We start from the raw sequence: 19,955 nt of genomic DNA on the forward strand, positions 1-19,955 counted from the left end.
CACTGCGAAGCAAAAAGCCAGAGATGGTTAACCAAGAGCTATGGGGAGTCCTGTTGGCTTACAACCTCATTAGAATAGTGATGATAGAGGCCTGTGCAGCAGAAGAGCCATTAACGCCAACGAGGCTAAGCTTTAGCCACTGCTTGTGGCACGTGACCACCTTCCTAGCCAGGTTGCCAATGAGTAGCCCCGGCAACTTGCCCAAGCACTATGCAGCACTACTGGAAACACTGCGAATGCTTACGCTCCCGGCGTCTCGGCCTGATAGAGTTTACCCTCGAGAAGTCAGGCGGAAACCCACCAAGTATCCATTTAAAAAGAAATGCCAGTCAGCTTAACTGACTGGCATTAGGGCTCAGCCCTCCTTTTTTGATTGAGAGGCCGCTTAACTGCAAGTCCTTCCGCACGTGTTTTTTGGCGTAAACGCCTTCACGCCACCACTGCCTATTTCGATATCGCAGCAGTTGGTGAGTTGCTCGCGCAGCTTCACCCGCGCTCGTTGGATTCGGCTTTTGGTTGCGGGCAACGAAAGGTCTAATCGATCTGCGATTTGCTGTTGGCTGTGCGCCTCAAGCTCAAACAAGGTTAGTGGCACTCGGTACTTTTCAGGTAAGGCTTCAATCATCGGCCCAAGGCATTGTGCCAGTTCTTGATGAGCTAGGTTGTCCTCGTCGTTTTCATCCGCCAACAATTGCCCCGGCAGCGCTTCAGTGGGGCGCTGTGTTCGATAGTGATCCATGATGCTATTGTGGGCGATGCGGTAAAGCCAGTTACTCAGGCTTCCTTTGGCATTAAGTTGATGAAGATGGGTACTGGCTTTGATGTACACCTCTTGCAGCACATCGTCGACTGCGCTGCTGTCATCGATTCGCTTGGCAATATATTGCTTCAATTTAGCTTTGTGCTGTTGCCAATGGCTAAGCATGGATACCTCTGCTGGTGATTGCGCCTAACTAGTGTAGACGCAGTCACCAGCAAAAAGATGCAAGGTTTTTAATGCGTATTGGCTTAAACCTTAGGTGCCGTGCGCGCTAAGCCAGATCATCTTTTCCTTCAATCAGAAAGTGATGGCTAATCGAGCCTTCAGTGCGTGCTTTGAGGTGTGGCAGATACTCTGGCTCGTTCATAAAATCCAATGCCGCTTGTCTCGACGGCCACTCAATCACGATGCGCAGTGCGACCTCCTCCCCTTCACCTTCGAGGCGCTGGTGGCTGTCGGTGCGGGCCAGGTATTTTCCACCATGCTTGGCTACCAGCGCATTAGCGGGGCCAATATAGTCGGGGATCCAGTCTTGTGAGGTTGGGGTAACAGCGAGGACAGAGTAATAAGCCATGGTATGCTCCTGGGTCTTTTCAGATGGCGCCTGCGATGAGTGTTGTTGCTCATCAGTTCGATTGGAAGCTTAGCTTTCCCGAGTTGTATTGATAATGGCGCTTGTATCCAAAACACTTTCAGCAAAATCTATATAGTTAATCGCTGGTTTTGTGCTGTTGCCGAAGGCTGGCCTGAAGTAAAGATTTGACTGGTCATCGCGTTTGGTGATGAGTAGCATAATCATCCTTCAAGACGCAGGACGAACGTGATGCAGCACTCTCAAGCAAAGATCCCAACCACCATTGTTACAGGCTTCCTCGGAGTGGGGAAAACCACGGTAATTAAACATCTACTGGCTAACAAGCCAGAGCATGAACGCTGGGCGGTGTTGGTCAACGAGTTTGGCGAAGTGGGGATTGATGGCGCCATGCTAAAAGAGCAACCTTGCTCGGTGGCGGTTCGTGAGGTGGCTGGTGGCTGTATGTGCTGTGCGGCGGGCCTGCCCACCCAGATTGCGCTTACCCAATTGTTGCGGGAAGTGAAGCCCGATCGCCTGCTGATTGAACCCACCGGACTTGGCCATGTTCAGCAAATCGTTGAGATTGTCAGTAATCTAAACTTTCGCGATCACCTTAGTCTGCAGTCGGTTTTAACGCTGGTGGATGCGCGTAATTTTGCCGATAGCCGCTATACCACCCACGATATCTTCGTTCAGCAACTCGAAGCCGCCGATACCTTGGTGTTCACCAAGGCTGATTGCTACCAAGATGCGGACCGGATGTCTCGCGATGCTTATTTCGACGCGCATCCGTGGCTGGCACAAAAGCCAAGCCTTGAGATAGAACAAGGACAGCTGCCAGTAGAACTGCTGTTAGATATGCCGTTGCCAGAGCCGGTAGAGCAATCCCATAGTTGTGGTGAACATAAACACTGTTCGGGTCATCATGCTCACGACCACGACCACGACCACGACCACGACCACGACCACGCTTCGCCCAGAAGTTTCGATACCATGCCGCTACCTGAACAAGGCTATCTGAAGGTGGAAAATCAGGGCGATGGCTTTGTCAGCTGTGGTTGGGTGTTTGCTGAGGACAAGCAGTTCGATGCGATTGCCGTTCTGCAAGCGCTAGGCTCCGTTAAAGCGCCGCGGGTGAAAGCTGCGGTGGCCTTAGCTGAAGGTGGTATGGTGGTTAACTCGGTGGATGGGGTTGTTAGCTCTAAAACTATCGCCAGGCCAACTCGCTCTAAAATTGAGATTATCGCTAACGATAGCGCGGCGTGGGCTCAGCTAGAATCACAGCTGCTTGCCGCTATTCGTAGTTAACCTGTTAAGGTTGGATCACAAAGTTGCGCTTATCGCTGTGATATAACCATAGTAAAAGTATGGAAAAAGAGCGGCGATGAAACCTTTAGCGATGGCCTTGGTGGCACTTGGCGTGGTGTTGGTGTGTAGCGCGATTTTACTGTACTTACTGACCGACTTGGCGGGCACTGTTGAGGGGCTGCGCAATATCGCGCTGGTCGCTGGGGCCGGCTTGCTGTTACTGGTCCCCGGCAAGATTGTACTCACCCTGCTGCTAATGGGTGAGCACAACAGAAGCCCTAAATCTTAAGCGCTACACCTTAAAGCTTTGCAGGCTCTCGCCTTGCTCGCTGGCGATGACTGCAACCTGATCTGATTGTACCGAGAGCAGGTCAATCTGCTGTTGACGTTGTTGGCTGTGTTGCGCCAACGACGATACCGCTTGATTCACGTGGTGGCTGGCTTTGGTCTGCTCGGCGGTTGAGTGTGAGATCTCCACAGCGCGCTGCTGCACCGTCGATACCGCCTTTTCAATCTCCATCATCGAGCTACCAAGTAGCTGGCTAAGCTCGCGGGTCTTGGCCATTTCTTGTTGGCACGAACTCATCGACTCGCCGGCCTTGCTGGTGGCTTTATGTAGGGTGTCGATCATCGCTTCGATGGAGTCGGTCTGCTCACGGGTTTGCGCGGCCAGCTTGCGCACCTCATCGGCCACTACCGCAAACCCACGACCATGCTCGCCGGCTCGGGCGGCCTCAATGGCGGCATTCAGCGCCAGCAGATTAGTGCGTTCAGCAATGGCGTTAATTACGCCAACTACCTCACCGACCTGATCCACTTGCTTGTCCAGTTCATGCATGCGCTGGGCGTTGCGCTGTACCCGTTCATCAAGGTTTTGCAGGTGAAGGTTGGTGGTTTGTAGGGTCTCCATACCTTCAATGGCCAGTTTGGCAGAAAGCTCACTGTCTTTCTCGGTAGCGGTGCCCGCCTCGGCGATATCGTTCATGTTGGCATCCATCTGGGTTACCGATGAAGCGATCAATGCAATCTCTCCTTCTTGTGCGCCCAGCTGTTGCTGCTGTTGATGGGTCACTTCGGCACTGGCATCCGCCGCTTGTTTCAGCTCCTGACCACGCTGGCGAAGCTGCGAGATGTGTTCGCGATTTTTCTCTGCAGATTGGTTTAACCAAGTGGATAGCTGCTTAAACTCGCGCGGGCTTTGCACCTCACAGTAGTGGGTAAAGTCGCCATCGGCGATTTTCTGAATCGCCATGCCAATCGATTTGAGGCTGCGGCGGATCATTGTGAGCAAACTCAAGCACATGGCAATGACCAGCACCGCGGTTATCGCCATCAGACCCAGTAGCATCCCTATGCTCTGTTGCATCACTTGCTCTGTGTTGTGCTGCGATTTGGCCACTTCACGTTCACTGGCATCTTGCAGGGTGCGCACGGTTTGGCTGAGCTGACTCAGTGGCTTGCTCAGGGCCAGAATGTCTTCGTTGATCTCGATACCCAGTACGACGCGCTCGCCAATCTGTGGTAACAAGCCCTGCTCGGCGATGGCATCCTCCAGCATCTCAATCGCCATCAACACGGTTTGGTACTCGTTCAGCTCCGGGTTATCGTTGGCCAGAATACCGTAGTTAAAGCGCAGCCGTGAGATATAGCTCTTGGCTTGGCGCAACTGGTTGCGGACCGAACCACGGCTACTGGCACTGACCAGGTTGAGCTGGTTGGTCATCAATGCGGCGGCATCGGCGACAAAGGCATCGTAGGCCATATGCGATTCGGGAAGATCGGCAAACAAAATCGGGATCAGCCGAGCCATCTCATCGCGGGCTGAGCTCATGGCGTAGGTCACCATGCCTTGATTCATAGCGATGTAGTGCTCAATCTCTAAGCGCCGTTCAATCTTGCTCAACAGTCCTTGCATCGACTCAGCAAGTAGCAGATTACGCTCCTCGAGCTCGGCCACGCTTTCCTGTAGCCATGTATGTTGCTGGCTCAGTACATGCAATTCGGCCAGCGAGCGTTCTAGCGATTGCTCCACCTGGGAGAACTGGGCCTGACGGGCACGAAATTCATCTTGATCGGGGCTGGTTATTGCATTGCGTAGACTTTGGTCGAGGCTCAGCGCCTGTTTCTCGATGTCAGCGGCGGCTTGGCTGAGTGGCAGCGCCTCTTCACTTAATTGGGTAAACGAGATTGAAAGCTGTTTTAGGCCCCAGAACGAGGTGGCAACTAAACCGGCGGTGAGGAGGAATTGGCAGGCAACCGTAAACGCGACCCGCTGTACCAGTGTCAATCCGTTGAGCATACGAGAGATTTTGAGCATCTTGCCTAGTCTGTGAGCAATTTTGCCGCTATTGTGAATGGGGTTTATTACAGATTTATTAAAATCTGCCCATTTGATTTTTTGTGGTTTTTTATTTTTTAATTATATTCTTTACTAAACCTATCAGCATATCGCGTTGCGCTCTCACGGAGTGTTTGCAAAGCCCTGCGTAGTGAGTAAAATTACGCTTCTTTTTTATACAGAGGCTACCAATTTGAGTCGTCAGCGCGCCCTGGAAAAAATCGCCAAGTGTTTAGAGTTGGGTAATTCTGCCAATGTGCATGAAGCCGCCCAGGCTATTCGTATGGCCCAAAGCCTGATGCGCAAGCATGGGCTTGAACAGGCAGATATTGAGCTGATCCAAATGGGTAAGACCTCCGGACAAACCCTGCTTCCGGCGGATGTGGGCAGTAACATCCTCAAGATTATTCGTGGCATCAACTCGCGCTTTGGTGTTGAAGCGGTGCTGGTGAATCATAAGGGGCTCAAACGGGTCGAGTTTGTTGGCTTTGCCGAGCGAGCGGTGTTTGCCGCTTTCGCCTTTGATATCGTCTACCGCGAGATGAACCAGCAGGTGGGTAACTTCCGCAACAGCTTTGCCGGCTCTGGCACCGACAACCTTACCGTTAGTCGCCGGGTCTCCTCGTTCGCTGCAGGCTGGTTGGAAGGCGCTTTAGATAAACTGCCCGATTTGGACAAAGGCGAGCGCAATCCGCATATGGACGATTATCTCGATGACATGTTCGAGAAGTTGGACCGGGAGAGCTTTAAGGCACAAATCAAAGCGTCGATGGCCAAGCTGACCCCCGATTTTGAAACCGGCATGAAAAAAGGCCGGAAACTCTCGGTTAACCGGCCTGTAGAGGGGGCCAAGGCTGCGCCTCAGCTCAAGCGCGCCTAAGGCACCTTGAGGATCTTGCTGGTATTGGTATGACCGGTTTGGTCGAACACATCGCCATGAGTCATGATGACCCGATCACCACTTTTCACGTAGTCCAGCGACTTTAGACGCTCAATGGCGGAGTTCGCCACGGTAATAATGTCGCGGCTACGCTCCACAAAGTGCACTGGATAAACCCCACGGTACAGGGCGCAGCGATTCAAGGTTGCTTGGTGTTCAGAGAGCGAGAAGATCGGGATGCCGCTACTCAAGCGAGACATCAGCAAGGGGGTGCTGCCGCTCTCGGTAAGCGCGATGATAGCCTTCATGCCGCTGAGGTGGTTGGCGGCAAACATCGTCGCCATCGCAACGGTTTCGGCAATACTCTCAAAGCTGTCGTTCATACGGTGGGTCGAGACATTCACACTACGCTGCTTCTCTGCCCCTTCGCAGACCTTGGCCATCACCTGTACCGTTTCCACCGGGAAGTTACCGGCAGCGGTTTCGCCGGAGAGCATCACTGCATCGGTGCCATCGAGCACCGCGTTGGCCACATCCATGACTTCTGCCCGGGTGGGCAGTGGTGCGTTAATCATCGACTCCATCATCTGGGTGGCGGTGATTACTGCGCGATTGCGCTTGCGGGTGAGCCTAATCAGTGCTTTTTGTACGCCGACAAGTTCGGGGTCACCAATCTCAACCCCAAGATCGCCGCGCGCCACCATCACCGCGTCACTGGCATCGATGATATCCAGCATTGCCTCTTCGGTGGCAACAGTTTCGGCGCGTTCTACTTTGGCTACCAATTTTGCTGCCAGACCCGCCTCACGGCTAAGGCGCCGGGCAAAGTCCATATCCCGGCCATTGCGTGGAAAGGAGACCGCCAAGTAATCCACACCAATCTCTGCGGCGGTAACGATATCGGCCTTATCTTTTTCGGTGAGCGCTGCCGCCGATAAGCCACCGCCTTGCTTGTTGATGCCCTTATTGTTGGACAGGGGGCCAGCAACGGTTACGCTGCAGTGCACCTTGTGCCCAACAACCTTCTCAACCGCCAGCTGTACCCGCCCATCGTCGAGCAGCAGAATATCGCCGCTGCTGACGTCTTGTGGCAGGTGCTTGTAATCGAGGCCGACGGCGTTAATGTCACCTTCCCCTCTGGGAAGCTCGCTATCAAGTACAAAGGGCTGACCCAACTCAAGCTGCACCTTGCCTTCTTTAAACGTAGATACCCGTATCTTCGGACCTTGCAGGTCGCCAAGGATGGCAATACTGAGTTTGTGGCGGGCAGCAATCTGCCTGACTTGCCGGGCGCGCTCTAAATGGTCTTCCGCGGTTCCATGGGAAAAGTTAAGGCGGACCATGTTCGCCCCCGCCAGCAGTACTTGTTCCAGTACGCCGGGCTTGTCGGTTGAGGGGCCGAGGGTGGTTACGATCTTGGTTCTGCGCAGCATGACAAGCTCCATTTGATTATCTACCTATTGGTATAGGCTACCAAGGCCGATCGCGCTGGCTTGTTTTAGAGGCGATCAGGCTAAGAAACGTTGATGTTTAGGTTGGGTTAGGCCAATCGCCAGCAATGCCGCGCCGCCCATATCCAAAAATACCCCTAGGCTCATCTCGAGTAGCGGGTTGATGCTAAGCGTGTGGGACAGGTCGATATGGTGGCTGCCATCGAGGTAGGCGGCAGTACCCAGCGCGACCATAAACAGGCCGAGTCGAACCAGCGAAAGACTGAACAGGTGGAACAGGGTGTGAACTGACCAGGCCGTTGAGGAGTAAAAACTACCGAGGGTCTGCCAAGACAAGATCCGATACTTCATCGAGTTATCCTTTACTGCTATCAGATTTATCAGTGGGATCAAGGATATCACGAAGCTTGTCGGTACCCCAAACCTTGGCTTTGGATAAGGGCTAAAGTACCCTATGGAGGTAGTTCACCATGTCACTACCTGATTCGCTTGATGCGACCTCGTTAAGGTAGTTTGGATACAGTTTTGTTAATTCTTTTTCAGGGTAGAAGTCATGAAACAGGCCATATTAGCTGAGATGAAGGTGTTACCCACTATCGACCCCGCTTTTGAGGTTGAGCGTCGAGTAGCCTTTATTAAGCGATGTTTACAGCAATCAGGGATGACCAGCCTGGTACTTGGGATCAGCGGCGGCGTGGATTCGACCACCACCGGCCGCTTAGCGCAGCTCGCCGTTGACCAGCTAAACCAAGCGCAATCTGAGAAGCGCTATCAGTTTATCGCCATGCGCCTGCCTTACGCAGAGCAAAAAGACGAAGCGGACGCGCAGCTGGCGTTGGGCTTTATTCAGCCCACCCACACAGTGACCACCAATATTCAAAGCGGTGCTGACGGTATCCACCAGAGCGCTTGTGCCAGCCTTGAAGCTGCTGGACTTAGTTTGCCCGAGGCAGCGAGCGTTGATTTCCACAAAGGCAACGTCAAGGCGCGCATGCGGATGATTGCCCAGTATGAGATTGCTGGCCTCACCAATGGATTGGTGATTGGTACCGACCACAGCGCTGAGAATATCACTGGCTTTTATACCAAGCACGGCGATGGCGCTTGTGATTTAGCGCCGCTGTTTGGGTTAAGTAAGCGTCAGGTTCGTCAGTTGGCCGCTCACCTAGGTGCCCCAGAGAAGCTGATCGGTAAAGCGCCCACTGCGGATTTAGAAGAAGATCGTCCGCAGCTGCCCGATGAGGTGGCACTGGGGCTAAGCTACCAAGAAATTGATGATTTCTTGGAGGGTAAAGAGGTATCGCAAGAGGTTGAAGACAAGCTCATTGCGATCTATCAACGCACCCAACACAAACGTCAGCCCATCCCTACCATCTACGATTAAGGTCCCTTGCGCCAAGCTGGCTTGGCGCAACTCCTCCCCGGTTATTTGCAGTCTTAGACCATCTCTTGGTTGCTCTTGTTGAAGGGCTAGTGTCTAATTGCGCCGACTTATTAAAAGGGGGCGAAAGTGGTCAATCAAGCCATCGTTATTTTAGATATTTTTGGTACAGCTGTATTTGCGATCTCAGGAGTGTTGGTCGCGAGTAAACGACGAATGGATTTGTTTGGTGCTTTGGTTCTTGCAACGGTAACCGCGATTGGCGGCGGTACTATCCGCGATATGGCGCTGGGGCTTACGCCGGTGTTTTGGGTGGACCAAGGCATCTACCTGTGGGTGATTGTGATTACCAGCCTGGCGAGTATCGCGCTGTTGAATAACTTCCCTACGCCACCTAAGTGGATGCTGCCAGTGGCCGATGCCATCGGTATGGCGGTGTTTGTTGCCATTGGTGCGAACAAAACCCTGCTGGTGGACTCGTCGATGATCGTTGCGGTCATGATGGGCGTGGTGACCGCCTGTGGTGGCGGGATGATCCGCGATGTGCTGGCTAATCAGGTGCCACTGGTATTGCAGCGTGAGATCTATGCAACCGCCTGTATTGCAGGTGGCATTGTCTGGGCGATTGCCGTGCAATTGGGCTTTAATCTGACCTTGGTGACCGGGCTTTGTGTATTCACTGCGCTGGTTATTCGCTTGGTGGCCATTCGCTATCACCTTTCCCTACCCCGTTTGGGCACGACTCGGATGGGAGAGTAAGCTCAGCCAAGTGTGAGATATATCTCACACTTGTGTGGGTTATTGCGTTTTACCGTTAGGTAGGGTTTTAGTTAATTCATTTTAAAACAGCACCTTAACGCTGATTTGCTCAAATAATGAGCGCGTATAAGCAAAATAATCCACTGTGGTACCTGTAGTGCCAAGCAGAAAATCCGTAAATTTAGTTCTGCAAGGAGGCACTGACGTTAGCGAGGATAGCTGACGTGGCAGGAGCCAAAAGGACGCACCACAGGATGTGGTAAGGACACCTCCCAGGAAGGAGTTGTGCAACTGGTTTGGATAGCCGGTTATGCCAGGAAGGCTAAAGGACAGCCCAATGGAATTGGGAAATGGAAACTACAGGATGTAGTGATAAGTCAAAAGGGATTGCATGGAGCACTCACGTTCAAGGAACTAAGAACGATTTGACTACGAGGCGACACATTATTGTGTCGCCTTTTCTTTATCTGCTGACCAGCGAATCCCTTGCTACGTTCAATGCATAGTATCTAGCGCTTAGTTGTAATAAATCCCAGCGTTGTTATGTAGGCGATGTATGCCATCGCGCCGATAGCAATCAATAGAAACCCTACCTTTCAATAGTTTGAGCGCTAGTGTCACAGTTATGGACTGTACACAAAGCAGCACCTGGCTAAGTGTGGCTATACAACGCGCTATGTTGAAGTAACATCCCTAGGGCAAGGATGCGTGTATGGCGAACAAGGATGTTTGATAAGACTGAGCTGAAGGATTCACTGATATCCATAGGACGTGGTGGGGCGGCACCGAGAGTGTCGCTTTTTTATGCCTACCTGCTTGGATATATATGTCGTTGTCACCGCTTATACGCCCATCTGTCAGCTTATTCCCGCAGTTAAGGCTCAAGTCGGGGTGAAAAATGCTCAATGTGTTTGCTCGTGATTAGGGGCGCTAATCGCAGATATTGCTAGATCCTACATCAAGCTTGTAAGAGATATCTCACAAGGCGTGTAGGTGATTCTAGTGTCTAAAATAGAGACGTTTTTCTAAAATCTCATGTTTACAATGGCTTAGATTGTTTTTTTATTGTTAAAACTTTTTTATCTATTAACTTGTCCGCATCAGACGTATTCATCCGGTGAGCAAAAGTCGTAATATTAATCCTGCACGGAGGCAATGACGTTAGACAGGATGACTAACGTGGCAGGAGCCAAAAGGACAACCACAGGACGTGGTAAGGGACACCTCCTAGGAAGGAGACGTGCAACTGGTAAGGAATACCGGTTATGCCATGAAGGCTAAAGGACAGCCCAAAGGATTTGGGAAGTGGAATCTACAGGATGTAGAAAAACAGTCAGAAGGGATTGCAGGGAGCAATACACGTTCACGGACCGAGCGATATGACTAAACGAGGCGGCACTTAGGTGCCGCCTCAACTTTTTCTGCTTCCTAAAGCGCCTCCCCATTACGACCGCCTACACCCAAAATCATAAACTTGCTGAATATTTACGCTTAAGCAGCATTTAATCCCAATCTTTAGATTTATCTTGAAGCTAAAAACTGTAAAAGACCGATCGACCTGTAAGATATTTCCTACAAGGTTGTGAGAAATGGCGTTTTATGATTCTACCCTCTTGGTGGTAAACCCATATAAAACAAAATGTTAGATGATTTCTTTGCCAAAAATTCATTCGCTATATCTTTCACTGGTTTATGGCCCACTAGTTTAATCGCGGGCCTTTCGTAGAATTAACAACATAAAGGGACGGAAGTCACTGCGGTAACACACAGTGCAAACACAACAATGGAATAGAGCTCGGGATGAGCTAAGGATCTGCCAGCAAAGATGTCGGCAAACAGGAATGTGACAAGGATTGGGAACACTTCACTTGTGAAGAAGGGACCCCTCCAGGAAGGAGATGAGCGGCAGTAAGGAACTCTGCTTAGCTAGGATAGCTAAAAGGAAGCCTCGAAGGACTCGGGAACAGGAAGGTTAGGATAACCAGAGTTGAAGGAAGCAAGGAGCACGTAGGCTTTGGAGCGAGCATATAACTCATCAAGAGGCAGCACTTAGGTGCTGCCTCTTTCTTTTTGCGCGGCGCTTAAAGCGCCCACCAACGCCGCTTCTTCATCATCAATACCAGTAGCAAACCACTTAGCAACCCAGCCAAGGTGTGGGCCGCGGTCATCGCGACAAATACCAGCTTGGGGTTAAAGCTATCGACGCTTAGGTAGATCGCAGGCACAAAGATCAGCAGCAAACGCGCGGCATTTAACAGCATGGCGTAGATGGGCTTGGCCATGGCGTTGAGCGCTTGTACCAGAATTAGCACCAAGGCAATCATCGGGTAGCAGAAAGGCAGTAAGCGCAGGTAAAAGCTGGTGAGTTCCATCACCAGTGGGTCACTACTAATCCAACGGCTAAGCATCGGGGCTATCGGGTAGATCAGGCAAGCCAGTAGCAGCTGCCATAGCAAACCCATCCGGATCACCTTATGGACCACCTCGCGCGCCCGTTGTGGCTGCCTTGCTCCAATGTTCTGCCCCACCAACATTGGGACGACCGAGTTCAAGGCCATAATGCCGATCAGCAATAAGGCTTCGATCCGCGTTGCCAGTCCATAGGCGGCCACGGTGGCGGTGCCGAGCTTGGCGAGCATGGCCAATGCCAGCGTGTTCGCCAGTGGGGCAAACAGCTGGGAAAGGGTTGCAGGCACGGCAATGCTTAATAGCGAGCGCCATGACGTGCGAATACCGGAAAACACGGCCCTGCCGCCAGCGCTGAGCAGCGCGCTTTTGTTCTGCAACAGATAGATTGAGGCAACAAAGGTGAGTAGCCAGGCAATGGTGCTGGCAATAGCGGCGCCTTCTATGCCCATTGCCGGGATTGGGCCCACGCCAAAAATCAGAATCGGGTCGAGTACACCGTTCACGCCGCCGGCGATCAGCATCAGCAGGCAGGGGCGCCAGCTATCGCCGCTGGCGCGCAGCGCCGCGCTGGCGACCATTGCGCACACCAGCATCGGGATCGCCCAATACCAGATGGTCATATAGCGCTCGATGTAACTGATGACGCTCAGCTCAGCCCCGAGATAGAGAAACATTGGGTGGATCAACGCGGTGCCCAATGCCGATAGCCCAACGCACACCAGCACACTAAACAGCAGGCTATGGCGAGTCAGTTGGCTGGCGACGTGTTGCTGGCGAGCACCCAGCAAGCGGCCAAGATTCGCTGCCAAGCCATTGCCAATGCCGGTGGCCAGGCTGGTAAATAAAAAGCTGACTGGCAGAGTAAAGCTGAGGGCGGCCAAGGCTTCGGTACCGAGCTTGGCGATAAAGTAGCTGTCCACCAGATTAAACAGCAGGATCGCGAAGACCCCCACCAGCATGGGGGCCGATTTACTGATGATCAACTGCGCGATGGGCGCTGCGGTTATCTGCTGGTGATGTTGCATTAATTTGGCTGTAGAGTCGTCTAGTGGGCTGTTTGGCTTGTCACACAAGGCGCTAGCATAACAGGTCTTAACAGTTGCCGAAAAACCCTAAAGCGATTGAGATTACTGTGGCCATGGGCTAAATTGCGCTCAGATTGAAGAAGAGGGATGACATGTCAGATTTTTCCAGTATCCGGCCGTATCAAGATGCTGAGGTAAAACCCACGCTAGAGCGTCTGGTGAACACACCAGAACTTCTTCATACCCTGATCGGTTTTCGCTATCCCAAGCTAAGCGGTTGGCGTAAGTCGCTATTGGCCATCGGCTTGAAGGCCTACCTGCGCTGGCGCTTGCGCAACATCGATTCCGTCTACCAGTTCCAGCTAGAAGTTGAGTCTTACATGGACCACATGATTAAGACCACCACCTCCGAGCTGAGCTCCAGTGGCCTGGATTCCCTCGATCTTAGCCAGCCTCATTTGTTTATCTCTAATCACCGGGACATAGCCCTCGATCCCGCTTTTGTTAGCTATATTCTGCATCACAGCGGCCAAGATACCGTGCAGATCGCGATTGGCGACAACCTGCTCACCAAGCCTTGGGTGTCAGATTTGATGCGCTTGAATCGCAGCTTTATCGTCAAGCGCAGCGCTTCGACTAAACGCGATAAGCTGAAAAACTCCCGCGAGCTCTCGGCCTATATCCATCATGCGATCACCGAGTTAGGCGACCATATCTGGATTGCCCAGCGCGAGGGGCGCGCTAAGGATGGGGTGGATCTGACCAACGCGGCACTTATCTCCATGTTGAGTCTGAACAGGTCCAAGTCTCAGCCCTTTAGCGAGTTCATCAAGCAGCTAAACATCGTGCCGGTATCGATTTCCTACGAGTTTGACCCCTGCGATGAAGCTAAGGCTAATGAGCTGGTTGCCCAGCAGCAAGGCCATTACGCCAAGCAAGAGCACGAGGATATCCTGAGTATTTCGCGTGGCATTACTGGCCATAAAGGGCGGGTTCATCTTCATTTCTCCCCGGCGTTGCAGGGTGAGTACCATTCGGCCAAGCAAGTCGCTGAGGAGTTGGACCGAGCGATCATCGGTAACTACCAGCTGATGCCGACCAACTGGGTAGCGGCAGGCCGCAGCGAACAAGCCTCACTTAATCCTCGCGATGTCGATCACGCACAGCGCTATTTTGAGGCAAAGGCGAGCACTCTTAGTGCAGAGGCAGTAGAGCAATTACTCGCGATGTACGCCAACCCCGTGCTGTATAAAGATAAAGTCTTTTAATAACAGTGATTTAAGTTTTACCACTTGGTCTGGCATTGGCCTTGCTTACTCCTAAATAGGTATTTTTAGGAGTTACAGCATGTTCCGCAACAAACAGAGTCACACCGTCGCTAACGTTATCGCCGATAAAGCCAAATTCGATCAACTATTGAGTATCGTATTACCCGATGAGTTGCCCCTGTTGAATCAAACCGGCTGTATGGGAGTGCGCCGCAAACGCAGCGCTTCGGCACGTAGCCATGTTGTCTCCGCTCGCTTTTAAGTTTCTTATTAACAGTCACTTAGCTGCGATTTTCGTCATATTTCTGCTATCACTGTGGTGGATGCTGTTACACTCATAACTCGGTTATGGCGCCCACGGGAAAGGGGCGTCTGGTTAATCCAACAATAAGCAGAATATGACCTTTACAACGCAATCTGGTAGCTCCTTTCCATTAGGAGCTTCTTATCAAGGTAGCGGTGTTAACTTCAGCCTCTACTCGAAAAGCGCCACGTCGGTAACCTTGGTGCTGTTCGACGAAATCAACTCAAAACGACCTTCGGCTGAGTTTCCGCTATGTCCTGTAGCCAACCGTACTGACCACTATTGGCACATTTTTATCGAGGACCTGCACCCGGGGGCGCTCTATGGCTTCCGCGTCGACGGCCCATGGGCGCCAGAGAGAGGCTTGCGCTTCGACCCTAGCAAGATCCTGATCGACCCCTATGCGCATATGATCCACACCCCGGATAACTACATGCGCCAAATTGCCGCGCGACATGGCCATGATAATCAGGACCAATGCCTGAAATCGGCGGTTGTCGACTTACGTGGTTTTGACTGGCAAGGCACTCGCCCGATTAAGCGTTCGCTGCAAGATACGGTTATCTATGAGATGCACGTAGCGGGCTTTACCAAGAATCCCAACTCAGGGGTAGCACCGAGCAAGCGCGGTACCTACGCCGGGGTGATCGAAAAAATCCCTTATCTACAAGAGTTAGGCGTAACCGCCGTTGAGCTGATGCCGGTACAGCAGTTCGACGTGCAAGATGCGCCATCGGGTCGCCCAAACTACTGGGGCTATAGCCCGATTGGCTTTTTTGCGCCGCACGTTGCCTATAGCTCTGATAAGAGTGTGACCGGTGCGTTCGATGAGTTCCGCGAGATGGTGCGTGAGCTACACAAAGCGGGTATTGAGGTGATCCTTGATGTGGTGTTTAACCACACAGCAGAAGGCGGCCATACCGGCCCAACCTTGGGCATGAAGGGGCTACAGAACGATACCTATTACATCCTCGAGAGTGAACGTAGCTGGTACAGCAACTATTCAGGGTGCGGTAATACCTGTAACACCAATAACTCGATTATGCGCCGGATGATCCGTGATGCGTTGCGCTTTTGGGTTAACGATATGCACGTGGACGGCTTCCGCTTTGATTTAGCCTCGGTGCTTAGTCGCGACTCCAAGGGCAATGTGATGCAGGAGCCGCCGCTGTTATGGTCCATCGATTCCGATCCGGCAATCGCTGGCACCAAGATCATCGCCGAGGCCTGGGATGCCACCGGCCTCTATCAGGTCGGTCAGTTTGTCGGCGATCGTTGGAATGAGTGGAATGGCCGCTTCCGCGACGATGTTCGCGCCTTCTTCCGAGGCGATAATGGCGTGGTCGGTAACTTCGCCTCTCGTCTGCTGGGCAGCCCGGATATCTACTACAAGCAGCACCACTCACCACACCGCTCGATCAACCTGATTACTGCCCATGATGGCTTCACCATGAACGACTTGGTGAGCTACAACGATAAGCACAATCTGGACAACGGCGAGAACAATCGCGACGGCGATAATCACAACCTCTCCTACAACCATGGCGCCGAGGGGCCAACCTTAGACACCCGCATCGTGCAGTTGCGTGAGCAGCAGATGAAGAACTTCTTCACCACCCTGCTCACCTCACTGGGTACCCCAATGATTACCATGGGCGATGAGGTCAAACGCACCCAAAAAGGCAACAACAATGCCTACTGCCAAGACAACGAACTAAGTTGGTTTGATTGGAGTTTGGTGGAGAAAAACGGCGATTTGCTGCGATTTGTCCGCGAGTTGATCAAGCTGCGTCGCTTCGACGACGTGCTGGAAGAGAAGATCCACACCAGCCTGTCGGAGGTGGTGCACGACGCCAATATCGAATGGCATGGCGTGAAACCGGGCGATCCGGATTGGTCAGAGCATAGCCACAGTATCGCCCTGACCTATCTCGACCCCTACAGCAACGATCGGATGTATGTAGTGTTCAATGCCTTCTGGGAAGCGCTGGAGTTTGAGGTACCGAAGATCGACGGTCACTGGTTTAAGCTGGTGGATACTGCGGCTAAGCCACCGGAAGATATCCACGACTTTGCCAACGCACCGTGTCTGGAGGACGCGCAGATCACCCTTGCACCGCGCTCGGTGCAGATCTACGTGGCCAATCCACAGATAGAGCGCCGCTACCAATCCTAAGTGTTTGCTAGTTGCCAACAAGGGCCTTCGGGCCCTTTTTTAATGGCGCTAGAACAAGCCAATCTGCGCCGAGCTTAGCTGCTCAAAGTCCTTACCAATAAATGGCAAGATGGCATCGGCAATCGGTTTAAGTTGCTTATCGATATAGTGTTGATAGTCGATTTGCGACTGGCGATACTCCAGCGGCTCCGGGCCACTTAGGGTAATCAGGTAGGCAATCCGCCCTTTGTGTTGATACTGCAGCGGCTTACCTAGCTTGCGGTTATGCTCATCGGCGATCCGGGCTGCCCGCACCTGAGGGGGCACGTTCTTTTGATACTCGCTCAAGCGGCGGCGTAGCCGTTTGTGGTAGATAAGCTGCTCGTCCAACTCGCCTGCTTGCAGCTGCTGAATACTCTCACGGATAAACTCGCTGGGGTCATCGCCGGAGAATACTTTCTCAAGCAGCACGGTTTGAAAGTGCTTGGCCAGTGCCGTCCAGTCAGAGCGCACCGTCTCCAAGCCTTTGATCACCAGCTCCCCCTTTGCGGTGCGCCCGGCATAGCGTTTCTTCGAGCCGGTTTCGCTGCCGCGAATGGTGGGCATCAGAAAGTCACTAAAGTGGGTCTCAAACTCGATCTCCAGCTGGCTCTCAAGGGCGAACTCTTGCTGAATCCGCTGCTGCCAGTAGTGGTTGATGCCTACGGCGAGCTTACTGCCAATCGCTTGGGCTTGCGGGTTATCCAAATCCCCCTCTAGCCACACAAACGTAGAGTCGGTATCGCCGTAGATGACTTGGTAGCCCTGCTGTTCAATCCAGCTGGCGGTGTCACGCATCAGTTGGTGACCGCGCATGGTGATTGAGCTGGCCAGCCGTGGGTCGTGGAAGCGGCAGCCGGTAGAGCCCAGCACCCCATAAAAGCTGTTCATCAGGATCTTGATGGCATGGGAGCGGGCTTGGTCTTGTTCTTTTTTTGCCTGATCTCGCTGTTTCCAAAGGGTTTCAATGATGCCCGGAAGGAAGTGTTGCTCACGACTAAAAAAGCCACCACGGAAGCCTTCAATAGCATCATCCTGTTCCAGTAATCCCTCGATCAATCCCAGCGGGTCGACCTTAAAGGTGCGAATAATCGAGGGATAGAGGCTTTTAAAGTCGAGCACCAACACATGGCGATACAGGCCGGGGCGCGAGTCCATCACATAGCCGCCGGGGCTATCGGCAACAAAGTCACCACGTAGGTTGGGCGCAATATAACCGGCGCGATGCAGCTTGGGCAGATAGAGGTTAGTGAAAGCGGCTACGCTGCCACCGTTACGGTCTAGTAGCAGTCCGGTGAGCTGGCTGCGCAACACCAGAAACTGCTGCAGATGGGTGTGCTCGAAGATCTCGGTGACCAGCTTGCAGTCTTCGAGGTTGTACTTGGCCAGCTGAGGCTTGTCATGCTTAAAGTTGTGCTCAATCTCGCCGAGCCGATCTTCCATATCATCCACCAGCTTGCCGCGCCCCAGTAACTGGTTGGCGACAAACTCCAAGCTGAAGCTGTCGAAGTGGTAGCTGGCGTTTTTGAGCGCATCGATACCGTCGACCACCACGCGCCCGGCGAGGGTGGCAAAGCCGCCCTGCCCTTGCTCGCGCTCCCGCCAACGCAGCTTGCTACCATCGCGGCCGAGCGGTAAGTCGATACCCATCCGCTCGGCCCGTTTGGCCAGCAGGCGGATATCGAAGTTCAGTACATTCCAGCCGATGATAAGATCGGGATCGAAGCCTTGAACCTCTTCACACAGCGCCAGTAGCAACTGACGCTCATCGCTAACCCAGCGGATCTCGCACTCACTAGGTTGCGGCTGACCGATCATCACCACCTTGGCAATGCCCGGCCCATGCAGCCCTGCTGAGTACAGCTCGCCATGGCGGCTGCACTCTAAATCGAGGGAAAGCGCCCGCAGCTGAGGTTGATAGTCTCCGGCTTTGACTTTGGCCTGGCTGATCTGGGTGTAACCACGCTGTTGACGCAGCTGGCCCTGAAAAAGCAGGCTGCCATAACAAAAACGTTCATAGAGAAAGCGTTCATGCAGCTTTACATCGCCTTCAAGGCAGGTGATGCCGGCTTGCTGCAGGCTAAGCTGGGCCGCCTTATGGGCGGCTAACGAATGAAAGTACAGCGCAGCTAAAGGCTGCTGTTGAAAGTCTTTAAGTGGCAAGTTGGCACTGCGCGCCAGCTCACCGCCGAGTAGCTGCTGGGCCCTATCTAGCTGAGATTGCTCGATAAAGAACACGGTTTGCTCGCCACTGACCTCGAGCTTTACCGGACCGGCATCAGTGGCCAGCCACAATTGAATCAGGCTCTGTCCTTGCTGGTCAAAGCTATTGGCTGAGAGGATAAAGCCTTGATTCGGCGGGCTTACGGTCATTGCGCTTACTGCTGAGTACACTTGGCGACAGTGTAGCATGGCCGCTACATGGGATATTTCATTTTAAGCTTACAAGTGTACGCTGAACTATTGTCCATGGCTAAGCGAGCTGCTAGGCTTAGCGTTCAGCTACGAGGCCTTCTGACATGTCCGACAAACACTATTCTCTTGGCGAGGAGATCGCCAATAGCGTGACCCATGGATTGGGCATCGCCGCCGCGATTGTGGCATTGGTGCTGATGCTGGTGAAAGGGATTCCAGTACTCAGCGGCGCCGGCATTGCTGCTATCAGCGTGTATGGCGCCACACTCATTCTGATGTTTATTGCATCCACCCTGTATCACGCCATCTACCACTTGCCTACCAAAGCGGTACTTAAGCGCGTCGATCATTGCGCCATTTATTTGCTGATCGCGGGCAGCTATACCCCGTTCTTATCGATTAGTCTGGAGGGCGGCCTCAGCAGCTTGATGTTGGTGTTCATCTGGGCCTTGGCGCTGGTGGGGGTGATATTTAAGATCTTGTTTGTCCACCGCTTTAAACGGCTGTCGCTGCTCACTTACCTAGGCATGGGCTGGGCGTCGGTATTGATGGTGCCGCAGCTTTATAAAGCGCTGCCAGCGGGCGGCTTTAGCTTGTTGGTGTTAGGCGGCGTTTGCTACAGCGTCGGTGCGCTGTTCTATGCTGCCAAGGGGCGAGCCTATAGCCATGCCATTTGGCACGTGTTTGTGCTGGCGGGCGCGGTGCTGCAATGCCTGTCGGTGGCGCTGTTTGTCATTCCGGGTGCCGCCGCCTGAGCATTTCGCTATCTTCCAGATACAACAAAGGCCGCATATGCCTGTCTCTTGATCACAAGTCCCCGTGCTCAAGAGACATCGCAAGCTCATAGCCTTCAAGGATGGTTTGCAACTTAAACCATCCTTCCCACAAC

Annotated in this window: 17 protein-coding genes; 9 read left to right on the forward strand and 8 right to left on the reverse strand. The window is 52.9% G+C overall.

Features of this window, described 5'->3' with window-relative positions; all coding sequences use genetic code 11:
* Positions 1-385 precede the first annotated feature (385 nt).
* The 3 genes from sigZ to G462_RS24590 all read right to left on the reverse strand — a co-directional run bounded on the left by sigZ (position 386) and on the right by G462_RS24590 (position 1,553).
* Positions 386-925, reverse strand: coding sequence for an RNA polymerase sigma factor SigZ (gene sigZ / locus G462_RS0118845; protein WP_026960368.1), 540 nt, complete (start codon positions 923-925; stop codon positions 386-388).
* A 106-nt stretch (positions 926-1,031) separates the two neighbouring features.
* On the reverse strand, positions 1,032-1,334 hold the full coding sequence (locus G462_RS0118850; RefSeq protein ID WP_026960369.1) for a DUF1330 domain-containing protein: 303 nt from the start codon (positions 1,332-1,334) through the stop codon (positions 1,032-1,034).
* Between the two features lie 69 nt (positions 1,335-1,403).
* Positions 1,404-1,553, reverse strand: a complete 150-nt coding sequence (locus G462_RS24590; RefSeq protein ID WP_157378683.1) for a hypothetical protein — start codon at positions 1,551-1,553, stop codon at positions 1,404-1,406.
* 30 nt (positions 1,554-1,583) lie between these two features.
* Between G462_RS24590 and G462_RS0118860 the strand changes: the two genes are divergently transcribed.
* A complete protein-coding gene (locus G462_RS0118860) occupies positions 1,584-2,642 on the forward strand; it encodes a CobW family GTP-binding protein (protein ID WP_026960370.1) in 1,059 nt (352 codons plus the stop codon).
* A 76-nt stretch (positions 2,643-2,718) separates the two neighbouring features.
* Positions 2,719-2,931: a hypothetical protein gene (locus G462_RS0118865; protein WP_026960371.1), complete on the forward strand. Its 213-nt coding sequence runs from the start codon at positions 2,719-2,721 to the stop codon at positions 2,929-2,931.
* 3 nt (positions 2,932-2,934) lie between these two features.
* Here the strand turns inward: G462_RS0118865 and G462_RS0118870 are convergent, their stop codons facing one another.
* Complete coding sequence (locus tag G462_RS0118870; protein ID WP_026960372.1) at positions 2,935-4,959, reverse strand: methyl-accepting chemotaxis protein; 2,025 nt, start codon at positions 4,957-4,959, stop codon at positions 2,935-2,937.
* 214 nt (positions 4,960-5,173) lie between these two features.
* Here G462_RS0118870 and G462_RS0118875 point away from each other — a divergent pair, with 214 nt between their 5' ends.
* Positions 5,174-5,860 (forward strand): DUF2786 domain-containing protein, encoded by a 687-nt coding sequence (locus tag G462_RS0118875; RefSeq protein ID WP_026960373.1) that lies wholly within the window; start codon positions 5,174-5,176, stop codon positions 5,858-5,860.
* Here G462_RS0118875 and pyk read toward each other — a convergent pair.
* Positions 5,857-7,293 carry a pyruvate kinase gene (gene pyk, locus G462_RS0118880; protein ID WP_026960374.1) on the reverse strand — a complete coding sequence of 479 codons (1,437 nt, stop codon included), beginning with the start codon at positions 7,291-7,293 and terminating at the stop codon, positions 5,857-5,859. The two genes, G462_RS0118875 and pyk, sit on opposite strands and share 4 nt — an antisense overlap.
* A gap of 75 nt (positions 7,294-7,368) precedes the next feature.
* On the reverse strand, positions 7,369-7,662 hold the full coding sequence (locus G462_RS0118885; RefSeq protein ID WP_026960375.1) for a hypothetical protein: 294 nt from the start codon (positions 7,660-7,662) through the stop codon (positions 7,369-7,371).
* Positions 7,663-7,864: 202 nt separating this feature from the next.
* Between G462_RS0118885 and nadE the strand changes: the two genes are divergently transcribed.
* Together nadE and G462_RS0118895 are read left to right on the forward strand one after the other, a co-directional pair.
* A complete protein-coding gene (nadE, locus tag G462_RS0118890; RefSeq protein WP_026960376.1) occupies positions 7,865-8,695 on the forward strand; it encodes an ammonia-dependent NAD(+) synthetase in 831 nt (276 codons plus the stop codon).
* 126 nt (positions 8,696-8,821) lie between these two features.
* Entirely contained in the window at positions 8,822-9,451 is a 630-nt protein-coding gene (locus G462_RS0118895; protein WP_026960377.1) for a TRIC cation channel family protein, read from the forward strand.
* A 2,081-nt stretch (positions 9,452-11,532) separates the two neighbouring features.
* Here the strand turns inward: G462_RS0118895 and G462_RS23415 are convergent.
* The gene (locus G462_RS23415; protein ID WP_051326867.1) at positions 11,533-12,885 is read right to left on the reverse strand and encodes an MATE family efflux transporter; all 1,353 of its coding nucleotides are present in this window, start codon (positions 12,883-12,885) and stop codon (positions 11,533-11,535) included.
* A 152-nt stretch (positions 12,886-13,037) separates the two neighbouring features.
* On the opposite strand from G462_RS23415, the gene G462_RS0118915 reads away from it, so the two are divergent.
* The 3 genes from G462_RS0118915 to glgX all read left to right on the forward strand — a co-directional run bounded on the left by G462_RS0118915 (position 13,038) and on the right by glgX (position 16,633).
* Complete coding sequence (locus G462_RS0118915) at positions 13,038-14,153, forward strand: 1-acyl-sn-glycerol-3-phosphate acyltransferase (protein ID WP_026960378.1); 1,116 nt, start codon at positions 13,038-13,040, stop codon at positions 14,151-14,153.
* Between the two features lie 79 nt (positions 14,154-14,232).
* On the forward strand, positions 14,233-14,415 hold the full coding sequence (locus G462_RS0118920) for a hypothetical protein (RefSeq protein ID WP_026960379.1): 183 nt from the start codon (positions 14,233-14,235) through the stop codon (positions 14,413-14,415).
* 136 nt (positions 14,416-14,551) lie between these two features.
* On the forward strand, positions 14,552-16,633 hold the full coding sequence (gene glgX / locus G462_RS0118925; protein ID WP_026960380.1) for a glycogen debranching protein GlgX: 2,082 nt from the start codon (positions 14,552-14,554) through the stop codon (positions 16,631-16,633).
* Positions 16,634-16,681: 48 nt separating this feature from the next.
* On the opposite strand, the gene G462_RS0118930 is transcribed toward glgX, so the two are convergent.
* On the reverse strand, positions 16,682-19,024 hold the full coding sequence (locus tag G462_RS0118930) for a DNA polymerase II (protein WP_026960381.1): 2,343 nt from the start codon (positions 19,022-19,024) through the stop codon (positions 16,682-16,684).
* A gap of 146 nt (positions 19,025-19,170) precedes the next feature.
* On the opposite strand from G462_RS0118930, the gene trhA reads away from it, so the two are divergent.
* Positions 19,171-19,821, forward strand: coding sequence for a PAQR family membrane homeostasis protein TrhA (trhA, locus tag G462_RS0118935; protein ID WP_026960382.1), 651 nt, complete (start codon positions 19,171-19,173; stop codon positions 19,819-19,821).
* Positions 19,822-19,955 lie beyond the last annotated feature (134 nt).

The organism is Aliagarivorans taiwanensis DSM 22990 (genome assembly GCF_000429505.1).
Lineage (GTDB): Bacteria > Pseudomonadota > Gammaproteobacteria > Enterobacterales > Celerinatantimonadaceae > Aliagarivorans > Aliagarivorans taiwanensis.

Coding starts and splice junctions, on each gene's coding strand:
- G462_RS0118915 (WP_026960378.1), top strand. CDS start 13,038: ATGTCAGATTTTTCCAGTATCCGGCCGTATCAAGATGCTGAGGTAAAA.
- trhA (WP_026960382.1), top strand. CDS start 19,171: ATGTCCGACAAACACTATTCTCTTGGCGAGGAGATCGCCAATAGCGTG.
- G462_RS0118860 (WP_026960370.1), top strand. CDS start 1,584: ATGCAGCACTCTCAAGCAAAGATCCCAACCACCATTGTTACAGGCTTC.
- glgX (WP_026960380.1), top strand. CDS start 14,552: ATGACCTTTACAACGCAATCTGGTAGCTCCTTTCCATTAGGAGCTTCT.
- G462_RS0118885 (WP_026960375.1), bottom strand. CDS start 7,662: ATGAAGTATCGGATCTTGTCTTGGCAGACCCTCGGTAGTTTTTACTCC.
- G462_RS0118870 (WP_026960372.1), bottom strand. CDS start 4,959: ATGCTCAAAATCTCTCGTATGCTCAACGGATTGACACTGGTACAGCGG.
- G462_RS23415 (WP_051326867.1), bottom strand. CDS start 12,885: ATGCAACATCACCAGCAGATAACCGCAGCGCCCATCGCGCAGTTGATC.
- pyk (WP_026960374.1), bottom strand. CDS start 7,293: ATGCTGCGCAGAACCAAGATCGTAACCACCCTCGGCCCCTCAACCGAC.
- G462_RS0118850 (WP_026960369.1), bottom strand. CDS start 1,334: ATGGCTTATTACTCTGTCCTCGCTGTTACCCCAACCTCACAAGACTGG.
- G462_RS24590 (WP_157378683.1), bottom strand. CDS start 1,553: ATGCTACTCATCACCAAACGCGATGACCAGTCAAATCTTTACTTCAGG.
- G462_RS0118865 (WP_026960371.1), top strand. CDS start 2,719: ATGAAACCTTTAGCGATGGCCTTGGTGGCACTTGGCGTGGTGTTGGTG.
- nadE (WP_026960376.1), top strand. CDS start 7,865: ATGAAACAGGCCATATTAGCTGAGATGAAGGTGTTACCCACTATCGAC.
- sigZ (WP_026960368.1), bottom strand. CDS start 925: ATGCTTAGCCATTGGCAACAGCACAAAGCTAAATTGAAGCAATATATT.
- G462_RS0118930 (WP_026960381.1), bottom strand. CDS start 19,024: ATGACCGTAAGCCCGCCGAATCAAGGCTTTATCCTCTCAGCCAATAGC.
- G462_RS0118920 (WP_026960379.1), top strand. CDS start 14,233: ATGTTCCGCAACAAACAGAGTCACACCGTCGCTAACGTTATCGCCGAT.